Genomic DNA, 17,567 nt, shown 5'->3' with positions numbered 1-17,567 from the left:
GACAACGTGAGCTTCACCGTCGAACTGATCGCCCCCATCGCCATGGAAGAAAAACTCCGCTTCGCCATCCGCGAAGGCGGACGCACCGTCGGCGCTGGCGTCGTATCCAAAATCATCGAGTGACGCAGGTCACCCGGATGCCCCGGCCCGATCCGGGGTGTAGCTGAGGAAAGGCGCGCCACGAAAGTGGTGCGCTTTTTCATTTCCCCGGGGTGCCGGTCGCCCCGGCCCCGTCGGCGGCGTGCCGGTCCGACAGGCGCGGCGGCAAACCTCACGTAGCGTAATGAAGGGGAGCGGGCGCAAGATAGTTGCAGAAGGTTCCGCGAGGCCAGTTGCATCCTTCGGCCAATGATGCTCAGATTTCGCCCATGAGCCAGATCACAATGGCACCACCAACCTTGGGAGATATCTCATGACCATTACGCGGACGCTCACCGCGGCGCTGCTCAGCGCCACCGTGATTTCCGGCGCTGCCTCGGCCAAGACGCTTGTCTATTGCTCGGAAGGCTCGCCCGAAGGGTTCGACCCGGCGCTCTATACGGCCGGCACCACCTTCGACGCCTCGTCGCACCCGGTGTTCAACCACCTGACCGAATTCGTCACCGGAACGACCGAAGTCGTCCCCGGCCTGGCCGAAAGCTGGGAAGTGTCGGACGACGGGCTGGAATACACCTTTCATCTGCGTCAGGGGGTCAAGTTCCACTCCAACGACCAGTTCACGCCGACGCGCGATTTCAACGCCGACGATGTGATCTTTTCCTTCGACCGTCAGGGCAACCCCGAGAATCCCTACAATCAGGTTTCGGGCGGCACCTGGGAATACTACAACGGCATGTCGATGCCCGACCTGATCAAGGAAATGGTCAGGGTCGACGACTATACGGTGAAGTTCGTGCTCAACCGGCCCGAGGCGCCGATGATCGCCAACCTGGCGATGGATTTCGCCTCGATCCAGTCCAAGGAATATGCCGATGCCCTGCTCGCCGCCGGCACGCCCGAGATGCTGAACCAGGCGCCGATCGGCACCGGCCCGTTCCGCTTCGTCGCCTATCAGAAGGACGCGGTGATCCGCTTCGAGGCCAACCCGGATTACTGGGAAGGCGCCTCGCCGATCGACAATCTGGTCTTCGCCATCACCCCCGATGCCTCGGTCCGCTACCAGAAGCTGAAGGCGGGCGAATGCCATATCATGCCCTATCCGAACCCCGCCGACATTCAGGCGATGCAGGACGACCCCGACATCAACGTGCTGGAGCAGGCGGGCCTGAATATCGGCTATCTGGCCTATAACGCCATGCAGCCGCCTTTCGACAACCCGAAGGTGCGCAAGGCGCTGAACATGGCGATGGACAAGCAGGCGGTCCTCGACGTGGTGTTCCAGGGGTCGGGGCAGATCGCCAAGAACCCGATTCCGCCGACCATGTGGTCTTATAACGATGCGGTCGGGGACGATTCCTACGATCCCGAGGCGGCGAAGGCGATGCTCGCGGAAGAGGGCGTCGAGAACCTGTCGATGAAGATCTGGGCGATGCCGGTGCAGCGCCCCTACAACCCCAACGCCCGCCGCATGGCCGAACTGATCCAGGCCGATTTCGCCAAGATCGGCGTCGATGTCGAAATCGTCTCATATGAATGGGGCGAATACCTCGAACGGTCGAAGGAAAAGGATCGTGACGGCGCGGTGCTGCTGGGCTGGACCGGCGACAACGGCGATCCGGACAACTTCCTCGCCACACTGCTGGGCTGCGATGCGGTCGGCGGGGCAAACCGTGCGCAATGGTGCCACGAACCCTTCAACGAGGTGGTTCAGCAGGCCAAGCTGACCAGCGACATGGCCGAACGCACCCGGCTTTATGAAGAGGCGCAGGTCATCTTCAAGGAGCAGGCGCCCTGGGCGACCATCGCCCATTCGACGGTGTTCATGCCGACGCGCCCCGAGGTGCAGGGCTACAAGGTGCATCCGCTGGGCGGGCACATCTTCTACGGCGTCGACATCGCCGAATGATCGCAACGCGGACCGGGGCGCCTCGCGCCCCGGCCCCTCCGTCCAGGGTTCCCCAGATGGATCGCTACAGCGACTACCGCCGCATCGGGCGCGACATGGGCGTCGATGCGATCGCACTTGTCCCCGGTGCGAATTTCAGACGCCTCTACGACGCCTCGTTTCACAGTCACGAACGACCGCTTGTCGTCGTCCTCCCGGTCGAAGGCGCACCGGCGGCCATCGTACCCAATCTGGAACTGCGCAGCTTCGACGCGCTGGGGTTCGAGGGGGCGGTGTTCGACTGGCGCGATCAGGACGGCTATGACGGTGCCTTCGCCGCGCTGGCCGCGCACCTGCCGCTGAGTTCGCTGGCGGTCGAGGGGCAGGTGATGCGGGTCTTCGTGCACCACGCGCTCGCCCGCGCCTTTCCGGGGCTCGATATCCGCGACGCAGAGCGCGAGATCTCGGGGCTGCGCCGCCGCAAGTCGGCGGGCGAGATCGCCGCACTGGAACGCGCCATTGCCATATCGGAGGCAGCGCTGGACGAAACGCTGACGCAGGTCCGGGCCGGCATGACCGAGGCCGAGGTGGAATCGCTGCTGACCGCCGCGCTTTTCGCCGGCGGCGCCGAGGCGCATGCCTTCGGGCCCATCGTCGCCGCCGGCGCGAATTCGGCCCTGCCCCACGCCCACGCCCGCGCCGATTACCCGATCCGGCCCGGCGATGCGCTGCTGTTCGATTTCGGGGCGCGCTGGGGCGGGTTGAACGCCGACATCACGCGCACCGTCTTTGTCGGACATGCGGCCGACGAGGCGCAGGCCGTCTACGAAACCGTGCTCGCCGCCAACCGTGCCGGAATTGCCGCAACCCGCCCCGGTCAAAGCGCCCATGACATCGACGAGGCGACGACCGGCGTGCTCGAGGCATCGGCCTTTGCCGACCGGATACGCCACAAGACCGGCCACGGGCTGGGCCGGGCGGTGCACGAGGCGCCCCAGATCATGCGCGGCAACCATGAAACGATCGAACCAGGCATGGTCTTTACCGTGGAGCCCGGATTGTACCTGCCCGACGCCTTCGGCATCCGCATCGAGGACGACATGCTCGTCACCGAAACCGGCGGCCGCTCGCTTACCAGTTATCCGAAAGAACTGACGGTGGTCGGACAATGCTGAAATTCCTGCTTTCGCGCCTCCTGACCTTTGTTCCAACCTTCATCGGGGTGACGCTGATCTCGTTCTCGTTCATCCGCCTGCTGCCGGGCGATCCGATCATCGCCATGGCGGGCGAACGCGGGGTGACCGCCGAGCGCTCCGCCGAACTGCAGGCCCAGTTCGGGTTCGACCGTCCGCTGCCTGTCCAGTACTGGGAATACATGACCGGCGTGCTGCACGGCGATCTGGGCCAGTCCTTCGTCACCAAGCGGCCGGTCTGGGACGAGTTCTTCGCCCTGTTCCCGGCGACGCTGGAGCTTGCCACCTGCGCGATGATCTTCGCCATCTGCCTTGGCCTGCCGGCGGGGGTGATCGCGGCGATCAACCGGGGAAAGCTCTTCGATCGCCTGCTGATGTCCACCGCGCTCATCGGCTATTCGATGCCGATCTTCTGGTGGGCGCTGCTGATGATCATCGTCTTTTCCGGCTATCTGGGCTGGACACCGGTCTCGGGGCGCATCTCGCTGATGTACTTCTTCCCCAATGTCACCGGTTTCATGCTGATCGATTCGCTGCTGTCCGGGCAGAAAGGCGCTTTTGCCTCGGCGGTCAGCCACCTGATCCTGCCGACGATCGTGCTGGGAACCATCCCGCTGGCGGTGATCGCGCGGCAGACCCGTTCGGCAATGCTCGAGGTTCTGGGCGAGGACTACATCCGCACCGCCCGCGCCAAGGGCCTGCCGCCGGCGCGCGTGACCTATATCCACGCGCTGCGCAACGCGCTGATCCCGGTCGTTACCGTGATCGGCCTTCTGGTCGGCACGCTGCTGGCCGGCGCGATCCTGACCGAGACGATCTTTTCCTGGCCCGGGATCGGCAAGTGGATGGTCGATTCGATCTATCGCCGCGATTATCCGGTGGTGCAGGGCGGGCTGCTGCTGATCGCGGTGATGGTGATGATCGTCAACCTGACCGTCGACGTGCTCTACGGTTTCATCAACCCGAAGATCAGGAAGTCGTGATGGCCGAGACAACCGCCAATATCGAGCGACCGGGCCGCCTGAGGGAATTCTGGTTCTACTTCCGCGAGAACAGGGGGGCGGTCTTCGGCCTCTGGGTTTTCCTCGTCTTCCTCTTCATCGCGGTCTTCGCGCCGCTGATCGTACCGCACGACCCGACACAGCAGTTCCGCCAGCACTTGCTGCAACCGCCGGCCTGGCAGGAGGGCGGATCGTGGAGCTATGCGCTCGGCACCGACGCGCTGGGGCGCGACCTGCTGTCGCGGCTGCTGATGGGCGCGCGCTATTCCTTCTTCGTCGGCATCGTCGTGGTTGTGGTCGCGGCCACCGGCGGCATCACCGTCGGCCTGCTGGCCGGATTTTCGCCGAAGTGGCTCGACACCCTCATCATGCGGGTGATGGACGTGATCCTCGCCTTCCCGTCGCTTCTGCTGGCGCTGGTGCTGGTGGCGATCCTCGGGCCGTCGCTGCTCAATGCGATGATCGCCATCGCCATCGTGCTTCAGCCGCATTACGTGCGCCTGACGCGCGCCGCCGTCATGTCCGAGCGGCACAAGGATTACGTAACCTCGGCCAGGGTTGCCGGCTCGGGTCTGTTGCGGCTGATGTTCGTCACCGTGCTGCCGAACTGCCTGGCACCGATCATCGTTCAGGCGGCGCTGAGCTTCTCGACCGCGATCCTCGATGCGGCGGCGCTCGGATTTCTCGGCATGGGGGCGCAGCCGCCGACACCCGAATGGGGCACCATGCTGGCCGAGGCGCGCGAGTTCATCCTGCGCGCCTGGTGGGTGGTGACCTTTCCGGGGCTGGCCATCCTGATCACGGTTCTGGCCATCAACCTGATGGGCGACGGGCTGCGCGACGCGCTCGACCCCAAACTGAAGAGGAGCTGACCATGGCGCTTCTCGAAGTGCGCAACCTTTCGGTCGATTTCGCCACCACCTCGGGCACGTTCCGCGCTGTCGACGGCTTCGACCTGACGCTCGACCGGGGCGAGATTCTGGCGGTGGTCGGCGAATCCGGCTCGGGCAAGTCGGTGGCGTTTCTCGCCATGATGGGCCTGCTGCCGTGGACCGCGACCATCACCTCGGACGTGATGAGCTTCGACGGGCACGACCTGCGAAACATCCCGCCCAGGGCGCGGCGGCAGATCATCGGCAAGGACATGTCGATGATCTTTCAGGAGCCGATGACCTCGCTCAACCCCTGCTATACGGTCGGTTTCCAGATCAAGGAGGCGTTGCGCTATCACCTTGGCATGAACAGGCAGGAACGTCAGGCGCGCGCCATCGAACTGTTCGAACAGGTCGGCATCCCTGCCCCCGAAACCCGCCTCAACGCCTATCCGCACCAGATGTCGGGCGGCATGAACCAGCGGGTAATGATCGCCATGGCGATCGCCTGCAAGCCCAAGCTGCTGATCGCCGACGAGCCGACCACCGCGCTCGACGTGACGATCCAGGCGCAGATCCTCGAATTGCTCACCAGCCTTCAGGACGAAACCGGCATGGCGTTGGTGCTGATCACGCACGACATGGGCGTGGTCGCCGAGACCGCCGAACAGGTCAGCGTGCAATACGCCGGCCAGAAGGTCGAACAGCAGGAGGTGACGTCGCTGTTCACGCGCCCGCACCACCCCTATTCGGCGGCGCTGCTGGCCGCCCTGCCCGAGCGCGCCACCACCCGGCATCTGCCGACCATCCCGGGCGTGGTGCCCGGCCAGTTCGACCGGCCCGCCGGCTGCCTGTTCAGCCCGCGCTGCCAGTTTGCCGACGATCTGTGCCGCAGCAGACCGCCCACGATCCTCGGGCCCGAACTGGGCTTTGCCCGCTGCCATTATCCGCTGAACCTGCCCGCCGAGGAAAAGGCATGACCGAACACGTCCTGATCGCCGAGAACCTGACGCAGGAATACGTCCTCAAGGGCGGGTTGTTCGGCAAGGACCGGATCGTGCGGGCGCTGCCCGGTGCGTCCTTCACGCTCGACGCCGGCAAGACGCTGGCCGTCGTCGGCGAATCGGGCTGCGGCAAATCCACCCTCGCGCGCTGCATCACCATGATCGAGGAGCCGGTCGCGGGCAGTTTCGTGCTCGACGGCAGGCCGGCCAGCCCCGATACCCGGGCCGAACTGCGCACCACGGTCCAGATCGTCTTCCAGGACCCTTACGGCTCGCTCAACCCGCGTCAGCGCTGCGGCCAGATCCTCGAAGAACCGCTGAAGATCAACCATCCCGGCATGCCGGCCGCAGAGCGCACCCGCCGGGCGCGCGAGATGCTGGAACTGGTGGGCCTGCGCCCGGAACATTTCGACCGCTACCCGCACATGTTCTCGGGCGGGCAGCGCCAGCGCATCGCGGTGGGCCGCGCGCTGATGCTGGAGCCCAAGGTCCTCGTGCTCGACGAGCCTGTCTCGGCGCTCGACCTGTCGATCCAGAGCCAGATCCTGAACCTGCTGGTCGATCTGCAGGAGCGGCTCGGGCTTGCCTACCTCTTCATCAGCCACGACCTTTCGGTGGTCAAACACGTTGCCGACGACGTGATCGTGATGTATCTCGGCCGGCCGGTCGAGATCGGCTCGAAAGCGGCGGTCTTCAGCCATCAGCGGCACCCCTACACCAAGGCATTGCTGTCGGCGACACCGATGGCCGATCCGACCCTGCGCAAGGAACGGATCAGACTTACCGGCGAACTGCCCTCGCCGGTCAACATTCCGCCGGGCTGCCCGTTCAGCCCGCGCTGCTGGAAGGCAACCGAAAAATGCCGCGCCGAACGGCCCGAACTGGACGATTCCGCCCACCGGGTCGCCTGCCATTTCCCCGAATAGGCACCTGTTGCCCGGCCTGATGTAGCTGGCTACAACTCGGGGGAGAGTGCGGGCGGTCCGCACTGCACCCGACCCCAGAGGAGGGCCCGGCCATTTCCGAGCCGCTCGTTTCCCGGCCCGTCCTCCCCGCCGAGGCGTCCGGCTTTGCCGATGCTTTCGACCGCTGGCAGGCGCGGCCGGCGGCACCTTTCCCGTATCGGGAAGCACTGGCCGCCTATCGGGTACATGGCAAGCATTTCGTGGCGCAACCCGTCATCGACCGTCTGGCGGCGCTGCGCAAGGATCCGGCGCGCATCGCGGCGGGCGGGGCCTTGCTGGCGGATTTCCTCGATACGGCGCTCGACAAGCACGAGGGACGTTACGATTACGGCACCTATCTCGCGCTGCGCATGCTCGGCATTCGCGCCAGTGCCCGGCCCGGCCTTTCCCGCGCCGGGATCGAGGCGGAACGCGATATCCTGCTGTGCGGTCTGATCGCCGGGATAATGCGGGCGGAACTGTACCTGCTCGACGACGACCGCACCGCAACGATCCGGATGCGCCCCGATGCGGTGCAACCGCAGCGGCGGCTGGGGCTGGCCCTGCGCGCGATCCGTCCATCGATCGGGCGGCGCGGCATTACCCTAGCGCCGGAGGCGGGCGATGACGCTGCCGCCCGCACCGTCGTGGCGGCGACAGGCGAATGGCTCGGTGCACAACGGCGGCTACGGCTGGATCTCAGCCTGCTGCCGGTCCATGCGATACACGACGAAATCCTCTTCCTGCGTGTGCTGCAGGGTTTCGAACTGGGCTTTGCCTGGATTGCGGTGTTGCTGCGCGAGGCGGCGGAACTGCTGGCGCAGGATGCCGGCGCCGCGACCGAACGGCTGGATCTGGCCAATACGCTCCTGCGTGAGACGATGCGGCTGTTTCCGCTATTGGGCGACATGGATGTCGAGGCATTCCGGAACTTCCGCCGCTTCACCGAAGGCGCAAGCGCCATCCAGTCCGCAAGCTACAAGACGATCGAGGCGCTTTGCCGCCGCCCCGACGCCGACCGGCTGGGTTCGGTCGCCTTTGCCGCCGTGCCCGAAGTACGGCGGGCAGCGGAATCCGGACAGACGACACTCGACGGAGCCTTTGCGCTTGCCTGCCGGGAAGGGCGGCTTGCCGGCGAGGACCGCGCCGCCTTCGTGAGCGGGATGCGGATCTTCGCTGGTCAGTTGCAGCGCTGGCGTCAGGCTCACCATGCGCTTGCCCGCAGGTTTCTGGGTGAGGGTGCCGGCACCGGCTATACCAGCGGTGTGCCCTACCTGACGCAGGGATTGCACCTGCCGGTATTCCGCGAGCTTCCGACAGACTGATTCGCACCTTCCGGAGATCCGCAATTCAGATACCGCCGACAGGACCCGGACCTGCGGCGCGCTGGCACGCCGGAACGGGAATGCCCCGATTTGCACATGCTCCCCATGTCATGCGCGAATGGACGAGCGCCCTGCCGGCGCAAAACCTGAGAAGAGCTCCAAAAAGTAAATTACTAATAAATAACTTTGCCTGAGTTAGTATTGACAGCCCCCGGTCGCCCCGACATGTTTGCGCCAGATTCAGGGGTAACAAACCGTGCTGTCACAAGTAGAAAACCCGTCGGCGGCCAAAGTGCCTGCCAGTCCGGTTCGCGGATCGAACCAGAGCGGGATGCGCGCTCATAACGAGCGGCTCGTGCTGTCGATGCTGCGCAACGAAGGACCGATGGCCAAGGCCGAGATCGCCCGTGCGACCGGTCTTTCGGCGCAGACCATTTCGGTGATCATGCGCAAGCTCGAGGAAGAGGGCCTGCTGGAGCGCGGAGATCCGATCCGCGGCCGGGTGGGCCAGCCTTCGGTTCCCATGCACCTTGCGCCGGACGGCGCGTATTTCTTCGGCCTGATGGTTGGCCGGCGTTCGCTCGACATGGTTCTGATCAATTTCATCGGCGAGGTTCTGGGGCGGGTGCATGTTGCCAATCCCTATCCGACACCCGACGGCGTAGTCGATTTCGCGCTGACGGCAATCGGGGAACTGCGCGCCAAATTGCCCCCTGACCGGACAGAGCGCATCGCCGGGCTGGGTATCGCGATACCCTTCCAGCTCTGGGAATGGTCGATTTCGATAGATGCCTCGATCGAGGAAATGGCGGCGTGGCGAACCCGCGACATCCAGTCCGAACTGGCCGAGCGGCTCGAATTTCCGGTCTATATGCGCAACGACGCCTCGGCCGCCTGCGGGGCGGAACTGGTATTCGGCACCGGCGACAGGCCACGGGATTTCCTGCATTTCTTCATCGGCTATTTTGTCGGCGGCGGCATGGTTCTGAACGGCAGCCTTTACACCGGGCGCACCGGCAATGCCGCGGCGTTCGGGTCGATGCCCATTCCGGGACTGGGCGGCACGCATTTGCAACTGATCGACGTTGCATCGCTTTCGGTGCTGGAACAGGCGCTGAAAACCCGGGGCATGCCAACCCGGGAGCTGTGGGATTCGCCCGCGAACTGGTCCTTCGGCGGCGAGATCCTCGAAAACTGGATCTTCGAAGCCTGCGCCGGCATGGCCTATGCCATTGCCTCGGCATCATCGGTTGTCGATGTCGAGGCGGTGCTGATCGATGGATGGATGCCGGCACAGGTGCGTCGCCGCTTCTCCGTGGAAACCACGCGCGCCTTGCGCAACATCGAGATGAACGGCATCGTGACACCCGAGATCCGCGAAGGTACCATCGGGCCGGATGCGCGCTCGCTCGGCGCGGCGAGCCTGCCGCTTTCGGAACGCTACCTTGTCGATCTGAACGCGCTGATGATGGCGCCGTGACCGCCCGATCGCGGTTTCCGACCGGCCGATACAAGGGGCCGATCTGCCGGGGCCGATACAAGGGGTGGGTGACTCATGCCGGATGAACAGCACGGACCCGCAGGCGCCGCGCAGCCCCGGGCGTTGACCTATGCGTCGCACCTGCGGCTCGACCGGATTCTGGGTGCCCAGCAGCCGGTATCGGGGCAGCCCGACGAGATGCTGTTCATCATTGTCCACCAGACCAGCGAATTGTGGCTGAAGCTGATCCTTGCCGAGATCGACCGCGCCCGCACCTGTCTGGCCGGAGACCGGATCCGGCCGGCGCTCAAGGCGCTCGACCGGGTGATCGTCGTCTTCGGTCAGCTTGTGGCGGGCTGGGATGTGCTGCGTACGCTCGATCCGACGGAATTTCGCGCCTTTCGCGGCAGTCTGGGCACGGCATCGGGGGTTCAGTCCTGCCAGTACCGGCTGGTGGAATACGCACTTGGCAACCGGGTGGTGACGATGCTCGACGCGCATGCGCCCGGATCCGCCGAGCGCGCGCTGCTCGAGGCCGAACTTGCCCGCCCGTCGCTCTACCATCTGGCCATCGACCGGCTTGCGGAACGGCTCGGGGTGCCCCTTCCGGATGGCGGGACCACGCCCCGGGGTCCGCACAAGCCCGATCCGGCGGTCGAGGACGCCTGGCGGCAGGTCTACCAGAATGCGGCCGGGCACCCCGATCTCTTCGAACTGGCCGAGCGTCTCGTGTCGGTCGAGGACCGGTTCCGCTGCTGGCGCTTCAACCACGTCACAACGGTGGAACGGGTGATCGGGCACAAGCGCGGCACCGGCGGGACCAGCGGGGTCGGCTACCTGCGCACCATGCTGGAGGTCGAGCTTTTCCCCGAACTGTGGCGGCTGCGCGCGGCGCTCTGACGCCTCGGGCCGCAACCGGTTTCGCGCCCGCCCCGAATGCCCTAGCGTGGCACAATCCGTCCCGGTACCCGAGGCAGGCAAACCGAATCGGAGGATTGCGATGAAATTCAGTCTTGTGGTGGCCGGGGCGGTGTTGCTGCTTGCCTCCGCCTGCGCGCAGAAAGACGCCAGCTTCGCCGAAAGCTCGGAGCGGGTGTCGATGAGCGGTGTCGTCGAGGCGGTGAACCTCGAAAACCGCACCTTCCAGGTCCGCGACGGCCGGACGACGGTGGTGTTCCGGGCAAGCCCCGAGGTTCGCAACCTCGCACAGCTCGAACCGGGCGACCGGATCAACCTCGACTATTACGAATCCATCGCGGTCGGCCTGGCCGATCCGAACGATTCCGGCGAAGCCATGGGCGGCATGGTCGCCGGCCGGGCCGGCCCCGGCGAAAAGCCGGGCGGCGGTGCGGTGAGCGAGCTTTCGGGGGTGATCGAATTCGTCAGCTACGACGCGGCGGCCGACACCGCCGTGGTCAGGCTTCACGACGAGACAACGCGGACCGTATCGGTCCTGCCGGAAATGCGCGACTTTGCCGCCGCGCGCCAGCCGGGCGACCGGGTGGTTGCGGTGATCGACCGCGCGGTTGCGGTGTTTGTCGAGGAAGCTTCCTGACAGGACCGGCGGGGGCCCGGGGCCCCCGCGCTCAGCCCTCCTTGCCGGGCTGTTTGCCGCGCGCCTTCTGAACCGCTTTTTTCACCGGTATCCGCGGCAGGACGATCTGGGCAATCAGCGCGCCGATCCACACCAGAAGCGTCGCGATGAGCCAGGTTGAAATGCCGGCGATGTGCATTCCCCCGACAAGGAAGTTGGTGACCAGCAGGCCGACGAAGGTGATGATCAGGGCGATGCCGCCCTTCAGCGCCGGTACGTTGTCTTCGGCGGCCTTGGTGATTGCCGGGCCGGCGACGGCCTCGACCACCGACAACAGCAGTGTCGCAACAAAGAACCCCTTGAAGGTAAAGGTGAAACTGTCACCCAACACCAGACTCGCCACAAGCAGCCCCACACCATTGGCGAGCACGTAGACAAGGGCGGAAACGAGCGTTCGGGACATCCGGTTCTCCAATCTGGCGATCGGTGCCGATAGTATCCGCTTCGCGCCCCGATCCAAGGCAAATCGGCGCGCCGGCCGTGACCGGCCGGCGTTCCGGTCACTCCGTCCCGGTATCGTCGGCGAGACTGTCGAGGATCGGGCAGTCGGGCCGGTCGTCGCCCGAACAGCAGGACACCAGATGCGACAACGTGTTCCGCATCGCCGCAAGATCCGCGATCTTGGCGTCGATGCTGTCCAGGTGATGCTGGGCGATCCTGCGCACCTCGGCGCTGGCGCGGGATTTGTCCTCGTAGAGCGCCAGCAGCGCGCGGCATTCGCGAATCGAAAAGCCGAGCGCCCGCGCGCGGCCGAGGAAGGTCAGCTTGTGCAGGTCGCTCTCGCCGAAGGAACGATAGCCGTTGGCGCTGCGCATCGGCGTCACCAGTCCGATATCCTCGTAATAGCGGATGGTCTTGGCGGGCAGGCCCGAATGGGCGGCCGCCTCGCCGATACCGAGTGTTTCGGGCCAGCCGGTCATTGGGCCGGCGCCACCTCAAGCGCGGGCGCGTGCCGGCTGCGCTTGCCGCCCCGGGGCGGCGTACCGCCTGCCGCCCCGAACCGCCGCAACCGCAGCGCATTGGTAACGACAAAGACGCTCGAGAACGCCATCGCCCCCGCCGCCAGCGCCGGCGACAGCATCAGCCCGGTCGCCGGATAGAAGACGCCCGCCGCCACCGGGATCAGCACCACGTTGTAGCCGAAGGCCCAGAACAGGTTCTGGCGGATGTTGCGCATGGTGGCGCGGCTCAACTCGATGGCCGTGGCGATGCCCGAGGGATTGCCCGACATCAGAACCACGTCGGCCGATTCGATGGCGACATCGGTGCCGGTGCCTATGGCGATGCCGACATCGGCCTCGGCCAGCGCCGGCGCATCGTTGATCCCGTCGCCGACAAACCCGACCGGGCCGTGGCGCTGGCGCAGGCCGATCACCGCCGCGCGCTTGCCGTCGGGCAGAACCTCGGCAACCACATCCTCGATCCCCAGCCTGTCAGCCACCGCGCGCGCGGTAGCCTCGGTGTCGCCCGAGATCATGGCAACCTTCAGACCCGCCGCATGCAGCGCGTCGATGGCCTGCCGGGCATCGGGTTTGATCGGATCGGCAATCGCCAGCAGCAGCACCGCAGCGCCATCGACGGCGACGAAAACCGGTGTCTGCGCGGCCTCGGCAAAACCGCGGGCGCGATCGGCAAGCGTATCGGGAACCACAGCGAGATCGTCCATCATCCGCGCCGACCCGACCGCCACGTCATGGCCATCGACGCGCGCCCGCGCACCCCGGCCGGGGATTGCGCTGAAATCTTCGGCAGCGGGCACGTCCAGCCCACGGCCTGCCGCAGCACCGGCGATGGCACGGGCCAGCGGATGTTCGGACAATGCCTCGACCGCCGCGGCCAGCGCCAGCGCCCGGTCGGCCGTGATCGGGCCGGTGGCCACGATCTCCCCAACCTCGGGCCGCCCCTCGGTCAGCGTGCCGGTCTTGTCGAAGGCGACGAGACCCACCGATTGCAGCCCCTGCAGCGCGTCGCCGCCGCGAAACAGGATACCGAGTTCGGCCGCCCGGCCGGTGCCGACCATGATCGACATCGGCGTCGCCAGACCCATGGCGCAGGGACAGGCGATCACCAGCACCGAAACCCCTGCGACCAGCGCCCGCGCCAGTGCCGGCTGCGGTCCGAAGACCAGCCAGACCAGCGTTGTCAGCGCGGCAATCGCGATGACTGCGGGCACGAACCAGGCGGTGATTCTGTCGACCTGGCTCTGGATCGGCAGCTTGGCGCCCTGCGCGTCCGAAACCATGCGCACGATCCGCGCCAGAACGGTATTTTCGCCCACCTCGGTGACGCGGAAGCTGAGCGCGCCCGCGCCGTTGACCGTGCCACCGGTGACGATTGCGCCGGGCGCCTTCTCGACCGGCTGCGGCTCGCCCGTCAGCATGCTTTCGTCGACAAAGGAAGTGCCCTTCACAACCGCGCCATCAACCGGAATCCGCTCGCCCGGCCGCACGCGGACGATATCGCCAGGTACCAGCGCCTCGACCGACCGCTCAACGGCATGACCGTCGATCTCGACCAGCGCGGTTTCGGGCCTGAGGCCGATCAGCGCCTCGATGGCCGCGCCGGCACGGCCACGCGCGCGCGCTTCGAGCCAGCGACCGAGCAGGATCAGGGTCACGATCATCGCCGCCGCCTCGAAATAGACATGCGCGGTGCCGGCGGGCAGCAATCCGGGCGCCAGGGTGGCGACGGCCGAATAGGCCCATGCCGCACCGGCACCGAGCGCAACGAGCGTGTTCATGTCGGGCGCGCCGCGCCGCAGTGCCGGCCAGCCCCTGGCAAAAAACACCCGGCCCGGCCCGGCAAGGATCAGCGTCGTCAGGACCAGTTCGAGCAGCCGGACCGGGGTATGCCCGATCGTCGAATCGAGCCATTGCGCAAAGGCGGGAAAGGCATGCCCGCCCATCTCCAGCACGAAGACCGGCAGGGTCAGCGCGGCGGCAAGAATCGTCTTGCGGCGCAGGGCGGCGATTTCCGCCGCCTGATGGTCGGGCTCGACCATCGCGGCTTCCGCGAGCGGTGCAATGGGATAACCTGCCGTGGCGGCGGCCGCTTCGAGCGCCGGAATCGAGACCATTCCGGGAATCGCCCGGACCACGGCCTGATGCGTTGCCAGATTGACCGAGGCCGAGGTCACCCCGTCGACCGAGGCCAGCGATTGTTCCGAGCGGCGCACGCAGCCCGCACAGGTCAGCCCGTCGACCCGGAAACGGTATTCACGCTCGCGCGCCGGATAGCCGGCCTCGGCGAGCGCAGCAACAAGCCCGCCGATACTGGCCGGGCTGTGGAAATCCACATGCGCGGTGCGCGTGGCGAAATTCACGCTCGCCTCATCGACGCCATCGACGCCGCCAAGGGCCTTTTCGGCCCGCCGGGCACAGCCAGCGCAATTCAGTCCGGTGATCGGCATGGTGATACTGGTCATGTTCTCTCCTGCGGCTGATCCGGTTTGTGACATAAGGGTTCCAGCAACTGGAAGGTCAAGGGGGTTTTGGCCACATGCGACCCATGAGCGCTTGTTTGGCGGCATCTTCCTCTCCTACTCTCTCCGTACGGCAAATGCGCAAGTCATCCGAACCGGAGTCAGGAGCACGATGCCCAACGCAGGCTTGATCAACACCGTCTTCGCGATCGCGCTGGTCCTTATCCTGGGCTGGCTGCTTTATATCGGGCAGGGCATCCTGCTGCCGATCTTCGCCGCCGTGATCTGCGTCTACATACTCAACACCGGTGCCGCCGTTCTTGCCCGCCAGCCGCTGCTCAGGCGTTTTCCGACATGGCTGTTGCGCATCCTGGTGCTGTTCGGGTTCACGCTGGCGCTTCTCTGCATGGTGCTGATCTTTCGCGTGACGGTTCTGCAGATGGAAACGGCCGCGCCGACATATCAGGCCAATCTGGAACGCCTCGTCGCGAGTGTTTCGCTTGGTCTGGGATTCGAGGATTCGCCAACCTGGGACGAAATCAGCGCCGCCACCGTCGACAGGATCGACGTGGAAAAGCTGCTGGGCCTGCTGCTGGCATCGATCACCAGTTTCGGAGGCACCGTTTTCGCCATCGCGCTCTACGCAGGCTTCCTGTTCAGCGAGCGCGCGGGATTCGAAGGCAAGCTGCAGGCGGCCTTTCCCGGTGACCGGGATCACCGGCTGCTGAAGATACTCAACGACATAAACGAACACATCGGCGACTACCTGACGGTCAAGACGATGATAAACGTCGTGCTGGCGCTGGTCTCCTATGTGGTGATGTGGGCGATGGATGTCGATTTCGCACCCTACTGGGCGTTGCAGATCGGTGTGCTGAACTACATTCCCTATGTCGGTTCGGTGCTCGGCGTGGCCTTTCCGGTGATCCTGTCTCTGGCGCAGTTCGGTTCGCTGCCCGAAACGCTGGCGCTGATGGCGCTGCTCACCTTCGCCCAGTTCTTCATGGGCAATATTATCGAGCCGCGTGTCATCGGGAAGCAGCTCAACCTCTCGCCATTCGTCGTGCTGATCGCGCTCTCGGTCTGGGGGGCGCTCTGGGGTATTCCCGGCGCCATTCTCGCGGTTCCGATGACCTCGGTGATCGTCATCGTCTGCGAGGGGTTCCCCGAGACGCGGTTCATCGCCATCCTGCTCTCGGACAGGGTCGGGGACGAGGCCGGGGCGAAGGCGGCGCCGCCGGCATGACAGATGGCGCAGGATACGGCATCGACGCCCGCAAACCGATCAGCCCGCGCGCGGCGCCGGCACCCTCAGGGGATGGCAGTATGACGCGGGAGTGCTAGAACGGGGCAGCGCACCGGGCTTCCGGCGGAAGAGCGGTCCAAGCAATCAGGAAAGTCACGATGATATCAAAACCCTGCGACGAGCCCGAGACATTTCTCCGCCAGTTGTTCGACCGTGCGGTCGCGGTGGCCGATCCGATGTCGGCCGTTCCCGGCAACCTGCCCGACAGGCCGGCCGGCCGGGTGGTCGTCGTTGGCGCGGGCAAGGCTTCGGCCCGGATGGCCGAGGCTGTGGAATCGGTCTGGGGGCGGTGCGAAGGGCTGGTGATCACCCGCTACGGCTAGGCCCGCCCCTGTCGCGGGATCGAGATCGTCGAGGCCGCCCATCCGGTGCCGGATGCGGCCGGGCTTGCCGCAACGGCGCGCATGCTCGACCTGCTGGGCGGGCTGGGACCGGAGGATTTCGTTCTCGCGCTGATCTCGGGCGGTGCATCGGCGCTGCTGGTGCAGCCGGCGGGGGAAATCACCCTGGCCGAAAAACAGGCGGTCAACGCGGCGCTTCTGGCATCGGGCGCCCCGATCGACCGCATGAACGTCGTGCGCAAGCATCTGAGCCGCGTGAAGGGCGGCCAACTGGCCGCCGCCGCATATCCGGCGCGGATGCTCTCGCTCATGATCTCGGATGTACCGGGGGACGACCCGGCATTCATCGGCTCGGGCCCCACCGTCGGCGATGCCAGCGGCCCGACGGATGCCCGGCACGTACTGGAGCACTGGGGGATCGACGTTCCGCCGTCTGTGCGCGCGGCGCTGGCAGCAGGCAGCGGGGTTGTTCCGCCCGGCGATTCGCGGCTGTCGGCGGTCGAGAACCGCGTCATCATCGCGCCGTCGCAATCGCTCGCCGCCGCTGCGGACCAGGCGCGTCAGGCTGGCTGCGCGGTGCGAATGCTGGGCAGCGACATGGAAGGCGAGGCGCGCGAGGTCGCGGCCGATCAGGCGCGGATAGCGCTGGCCGCCGCGGCGGAGGTTTCGGTGCCGACCCTGCTGCTGTCGGGCGGTGAACTGACGGTCACCCGCCGGGGCAATGGCGTGGGCGGCCCGAATGCCGAGTTCTGCCTGGCGCTGGCGCTGGCGCTCGACGGGGCGCCGAACATCAGCGCGCTGGCCTGCGATACCGATGGCGTGGATGGCGCGGCCGAGGTCGCCGGAGCCATCGTGACCCCGGGAACGCTGGCCGATGGCCGCGCAGCCGGAGCCGACGCGGCGCAGGCCCTGCGCGACAACGACGCGCACGGGTTCTTTGCCGCCGCCGGCGGTCAGGTGGTGACCGGCCCCACCCTGACGAACGTGAACGATTTCCGCGCGATTCTGGTCTGTCCGTCGCGCTGACCGCCGGCGGGGCGTCAGCGGCGGCGTTTCGATGCGGCAGATCGCCCTCCGCTCACTTGTCGGGCACCGCGCGCCG

The 17,567-nt window shown here is 66.2% G+C and carries 14 protein-coding genes and 2 pseudogenes; 13 read left to right on the top strand and 3 right to left on the bottom strand.

The window, feature by feature from the left end; translation table 11 throughout:
• From tuf to ACK5IR_RS10945, 11 genes and pseudogenes are all read left to right on the top strand, one after another.
• Nucleotides 1-123, top strand: a pseudogene (tuf, locus tag ACK5IR_RS10995) (elongation factor Tu); the annotation flags it as partial.
• A gap of 289 nt (nt 124-412) precedes the next feature.
• Nucleotides 413-2,005 (top strand): ABC transporter substrate-binding protein, encoded by a 1,593-nt coding sequence (locus ACK5IR_RS10990; RefSeq protein WP_416928817.1) that lies wholly within the window; start codon nt 413-415, stop codon nt 2,003-2,005.
• Between the two features lie 56 nt (nt 2,006-2,061).
• On the top strand, nt 2,062-3,159 hold the full coding sequence (locus tag ACK5IR_RS10985) for a M24 family metallopeptidase (protein WP_416928815.1): 1,098 nt from the start codon (nt 2,062-2,064) through the stop codon (nt 3,157-3,159).
• On the top strand, nt 3,153-4,160 hold the full coding sequence (locus ACK5IR_RS10980; RefSeq protein ID WP_416928813.1) for an ABC transporter permease subunit: 1,008 nt from the start codon (nt 3,153-3,155) through the stop codon (nt 4,158-4,160). Before ACK5IR_RS10985 ends, ACK5IR_RS10980 begins: the two co-directional genes overlap by 7 nt.
• Complete coding sequence (locus tag ACK5IR_RS10975; protein ID WP_416928811.1) at nt 4,160-5,050, top strand: ABC transporter permease subunit; 891 nt, start codon at nt 4,160-4,162, stop codon at nt 5,048-5,050. Before ACK5IR_RS10980 ends, ACK5IR_RS10975 begins: the two co-directional genes overlap by 1 nt.
• Before the next feature lie 2 nt (nt 5,051-5,052).
• Nucleotides 5,053-6,030, top strand: coding sequence for an ABC transporter ATP-binding protein (locus tag ACK5IR_RS10970; protein WP_416928809.1), 978 nt, complete (start codon nt 5,053-5,055; stop codon nt 6,028-6,030).
• Nucleotides 6,027-6,980 (top strand): ABC transporter ATP-binding protein, encoded by a 954-nt coding sequence (locus ACK5IR_RS10965; protein ID WP_416928807.1) that lies wholly within the window; start codon nt 6,027-6,029, stop codon nt 6,978-6,980. Before ACK5IR_RS10970 ends, ACK5IR_RS10965 begins: the two co-directional genes overlap by 4 nt.
• Before the next feature lie 239 nt (nt 6,981-7,219).
• Nucleotides 7,220-8,323, top strand: coding sequence for a hypothetical protein (locus ACK5IR_RS10960; protein ID WP_416928805.1), 1,104 nt, complete (start codon nt 7,220-7,222; stop codon nt 8,321-8,323).
• 331 nt (nt 8,324-8,654) lie between these two features.
• Nucleotides 8,655-9,803 carry an ROK family transcriptional regulator gene (locus tag ACK5IR_RS10955; RefSeq protein WP_416928803.1) on the top strand — a complete coding sequence of 383 codons (1,149 nt, stop codon included), beginning with the start codon at nt 8,655-8,657 and terminating at the stop codon, nt 9,801-9,803.
• 75 nt (nt 9,804-9,878) lie between these two features.
• The gene (locus ACK5IR_RS10950) at nt 9,879-10,703 is read left to right on the top strand and encodes a tryptophan 2,3-dioxygenase (RefSeq protein ID WP_416928801.1); all 825 of its coding nucleotides are present in this window, start codon (nt 9,879-9,881) and stop codon (nt 10,701-10,703) included.
• 100 nt (nt 10,704-10,803) lie between these two features.
• Entirely contained in the window at nt 10,804-11,358 is a 555-nt protein-coding gene (locus ACK5IR_RS10945) for a hypothetical protein (RefSeq protein ID WP_416928799.1), read from the top strand.
• A 31-nt stretch (nt 11,359-11,389) separates the two neighbouring features.
• Here the strand turns inward: ACK5IR_RS10945 and ACK5IR_RS10940 are convergent, their stop codons facing one another.
• The 3 genes from ACK5IR_RS10940 to ACK5IR_RS10930 form a co-directional block, all read right to left on the bottom strand.
• Nucleotides 11,390-11,800 carry a phage holin family protein gene (locus ACK5IR_RS10940; RefSeq protein ID WP_416928797.1) on the bottom strand — a complete coding sequence of 137 codons (411 nt, stop codon included), beginning with the start codon at nt 11,798-11,800 and terminating at the stop codon, nt 11,390-11,392.
• A 97-nt stretch (nt 11,801-11,897) separates the two neighbouring features.
• Complete coding sequence (gene cueR / locus ACK5IR_RS10935; RefSeq protein ID WP_416928795.1) at nt 11,898-12,317, bottom strand: Cu(I)-responsive transcriptional regulator; 420 nt, start codon at nt 12,315-12,317, stop codon at nt 11,898-11,900.
• Nucleotides 12,314-14,821 carry a heavy metal translocating P-type ATPase gene (locus tag ACK5IR_RS10930; RefSeq protein WP_416928793.1) on the bottom strand — a complete coding sequence of 836 codons (2,508 nt, stop codon included), beginning with the start codon at nt 14,819-14,821 and terminating at the stop codon, nt 12,314-12,316. Before ACK5IR_RS10930 ends, cueR begins: the two co-directional genes overlap by 4 nt.
• A 169-nt stretch (nt 14,822-14,990) precedes the next feature.
• Here ACK5IR_RS10930 and ACK5IR_RS10925 point away from each other — a divergent pair, with 169 nt between their 5' ends.
• Together ACK5IR_RS10925 and ACK5IR_RS10920 are read left to right on the top strand one after the other, a co-directional pair.
• Nucleotides 14,991-16,064 (top strand): AI-2E family transporter, encoded by a 1,074-nt coding sequence (locus ACK5IR_RS10925; protein WP_416928791.1) that lies wholly within the window; start codon nt 14,991-14,993, stop codon nt 16,062-16,064.
• Between the two features lie 158 nt (nt 16,065-16,222).
• A pseudogene (locus tag ACK5IR_RS10920) lies at nt 16,223-17,491 on the top strand (glycerate kinase type-2 family protein).
• Nucleotides 17,492-17,567: the final 76 nt, after the last annotated feature.

Origin of the sequence: Tropicimonas sp. (assembly GCF_047971885.1) — a bacterium.
Taxonomy (GTDB): domain Bacteria; phylum Pseudomonadota; class Alphaproteobacteria; order Rhodobacterales; family Rhodobacteraceae; genus Tropicimonas.
This window is presented reverse-complemented; position numbering and strand designations above follow the sequence as displayed.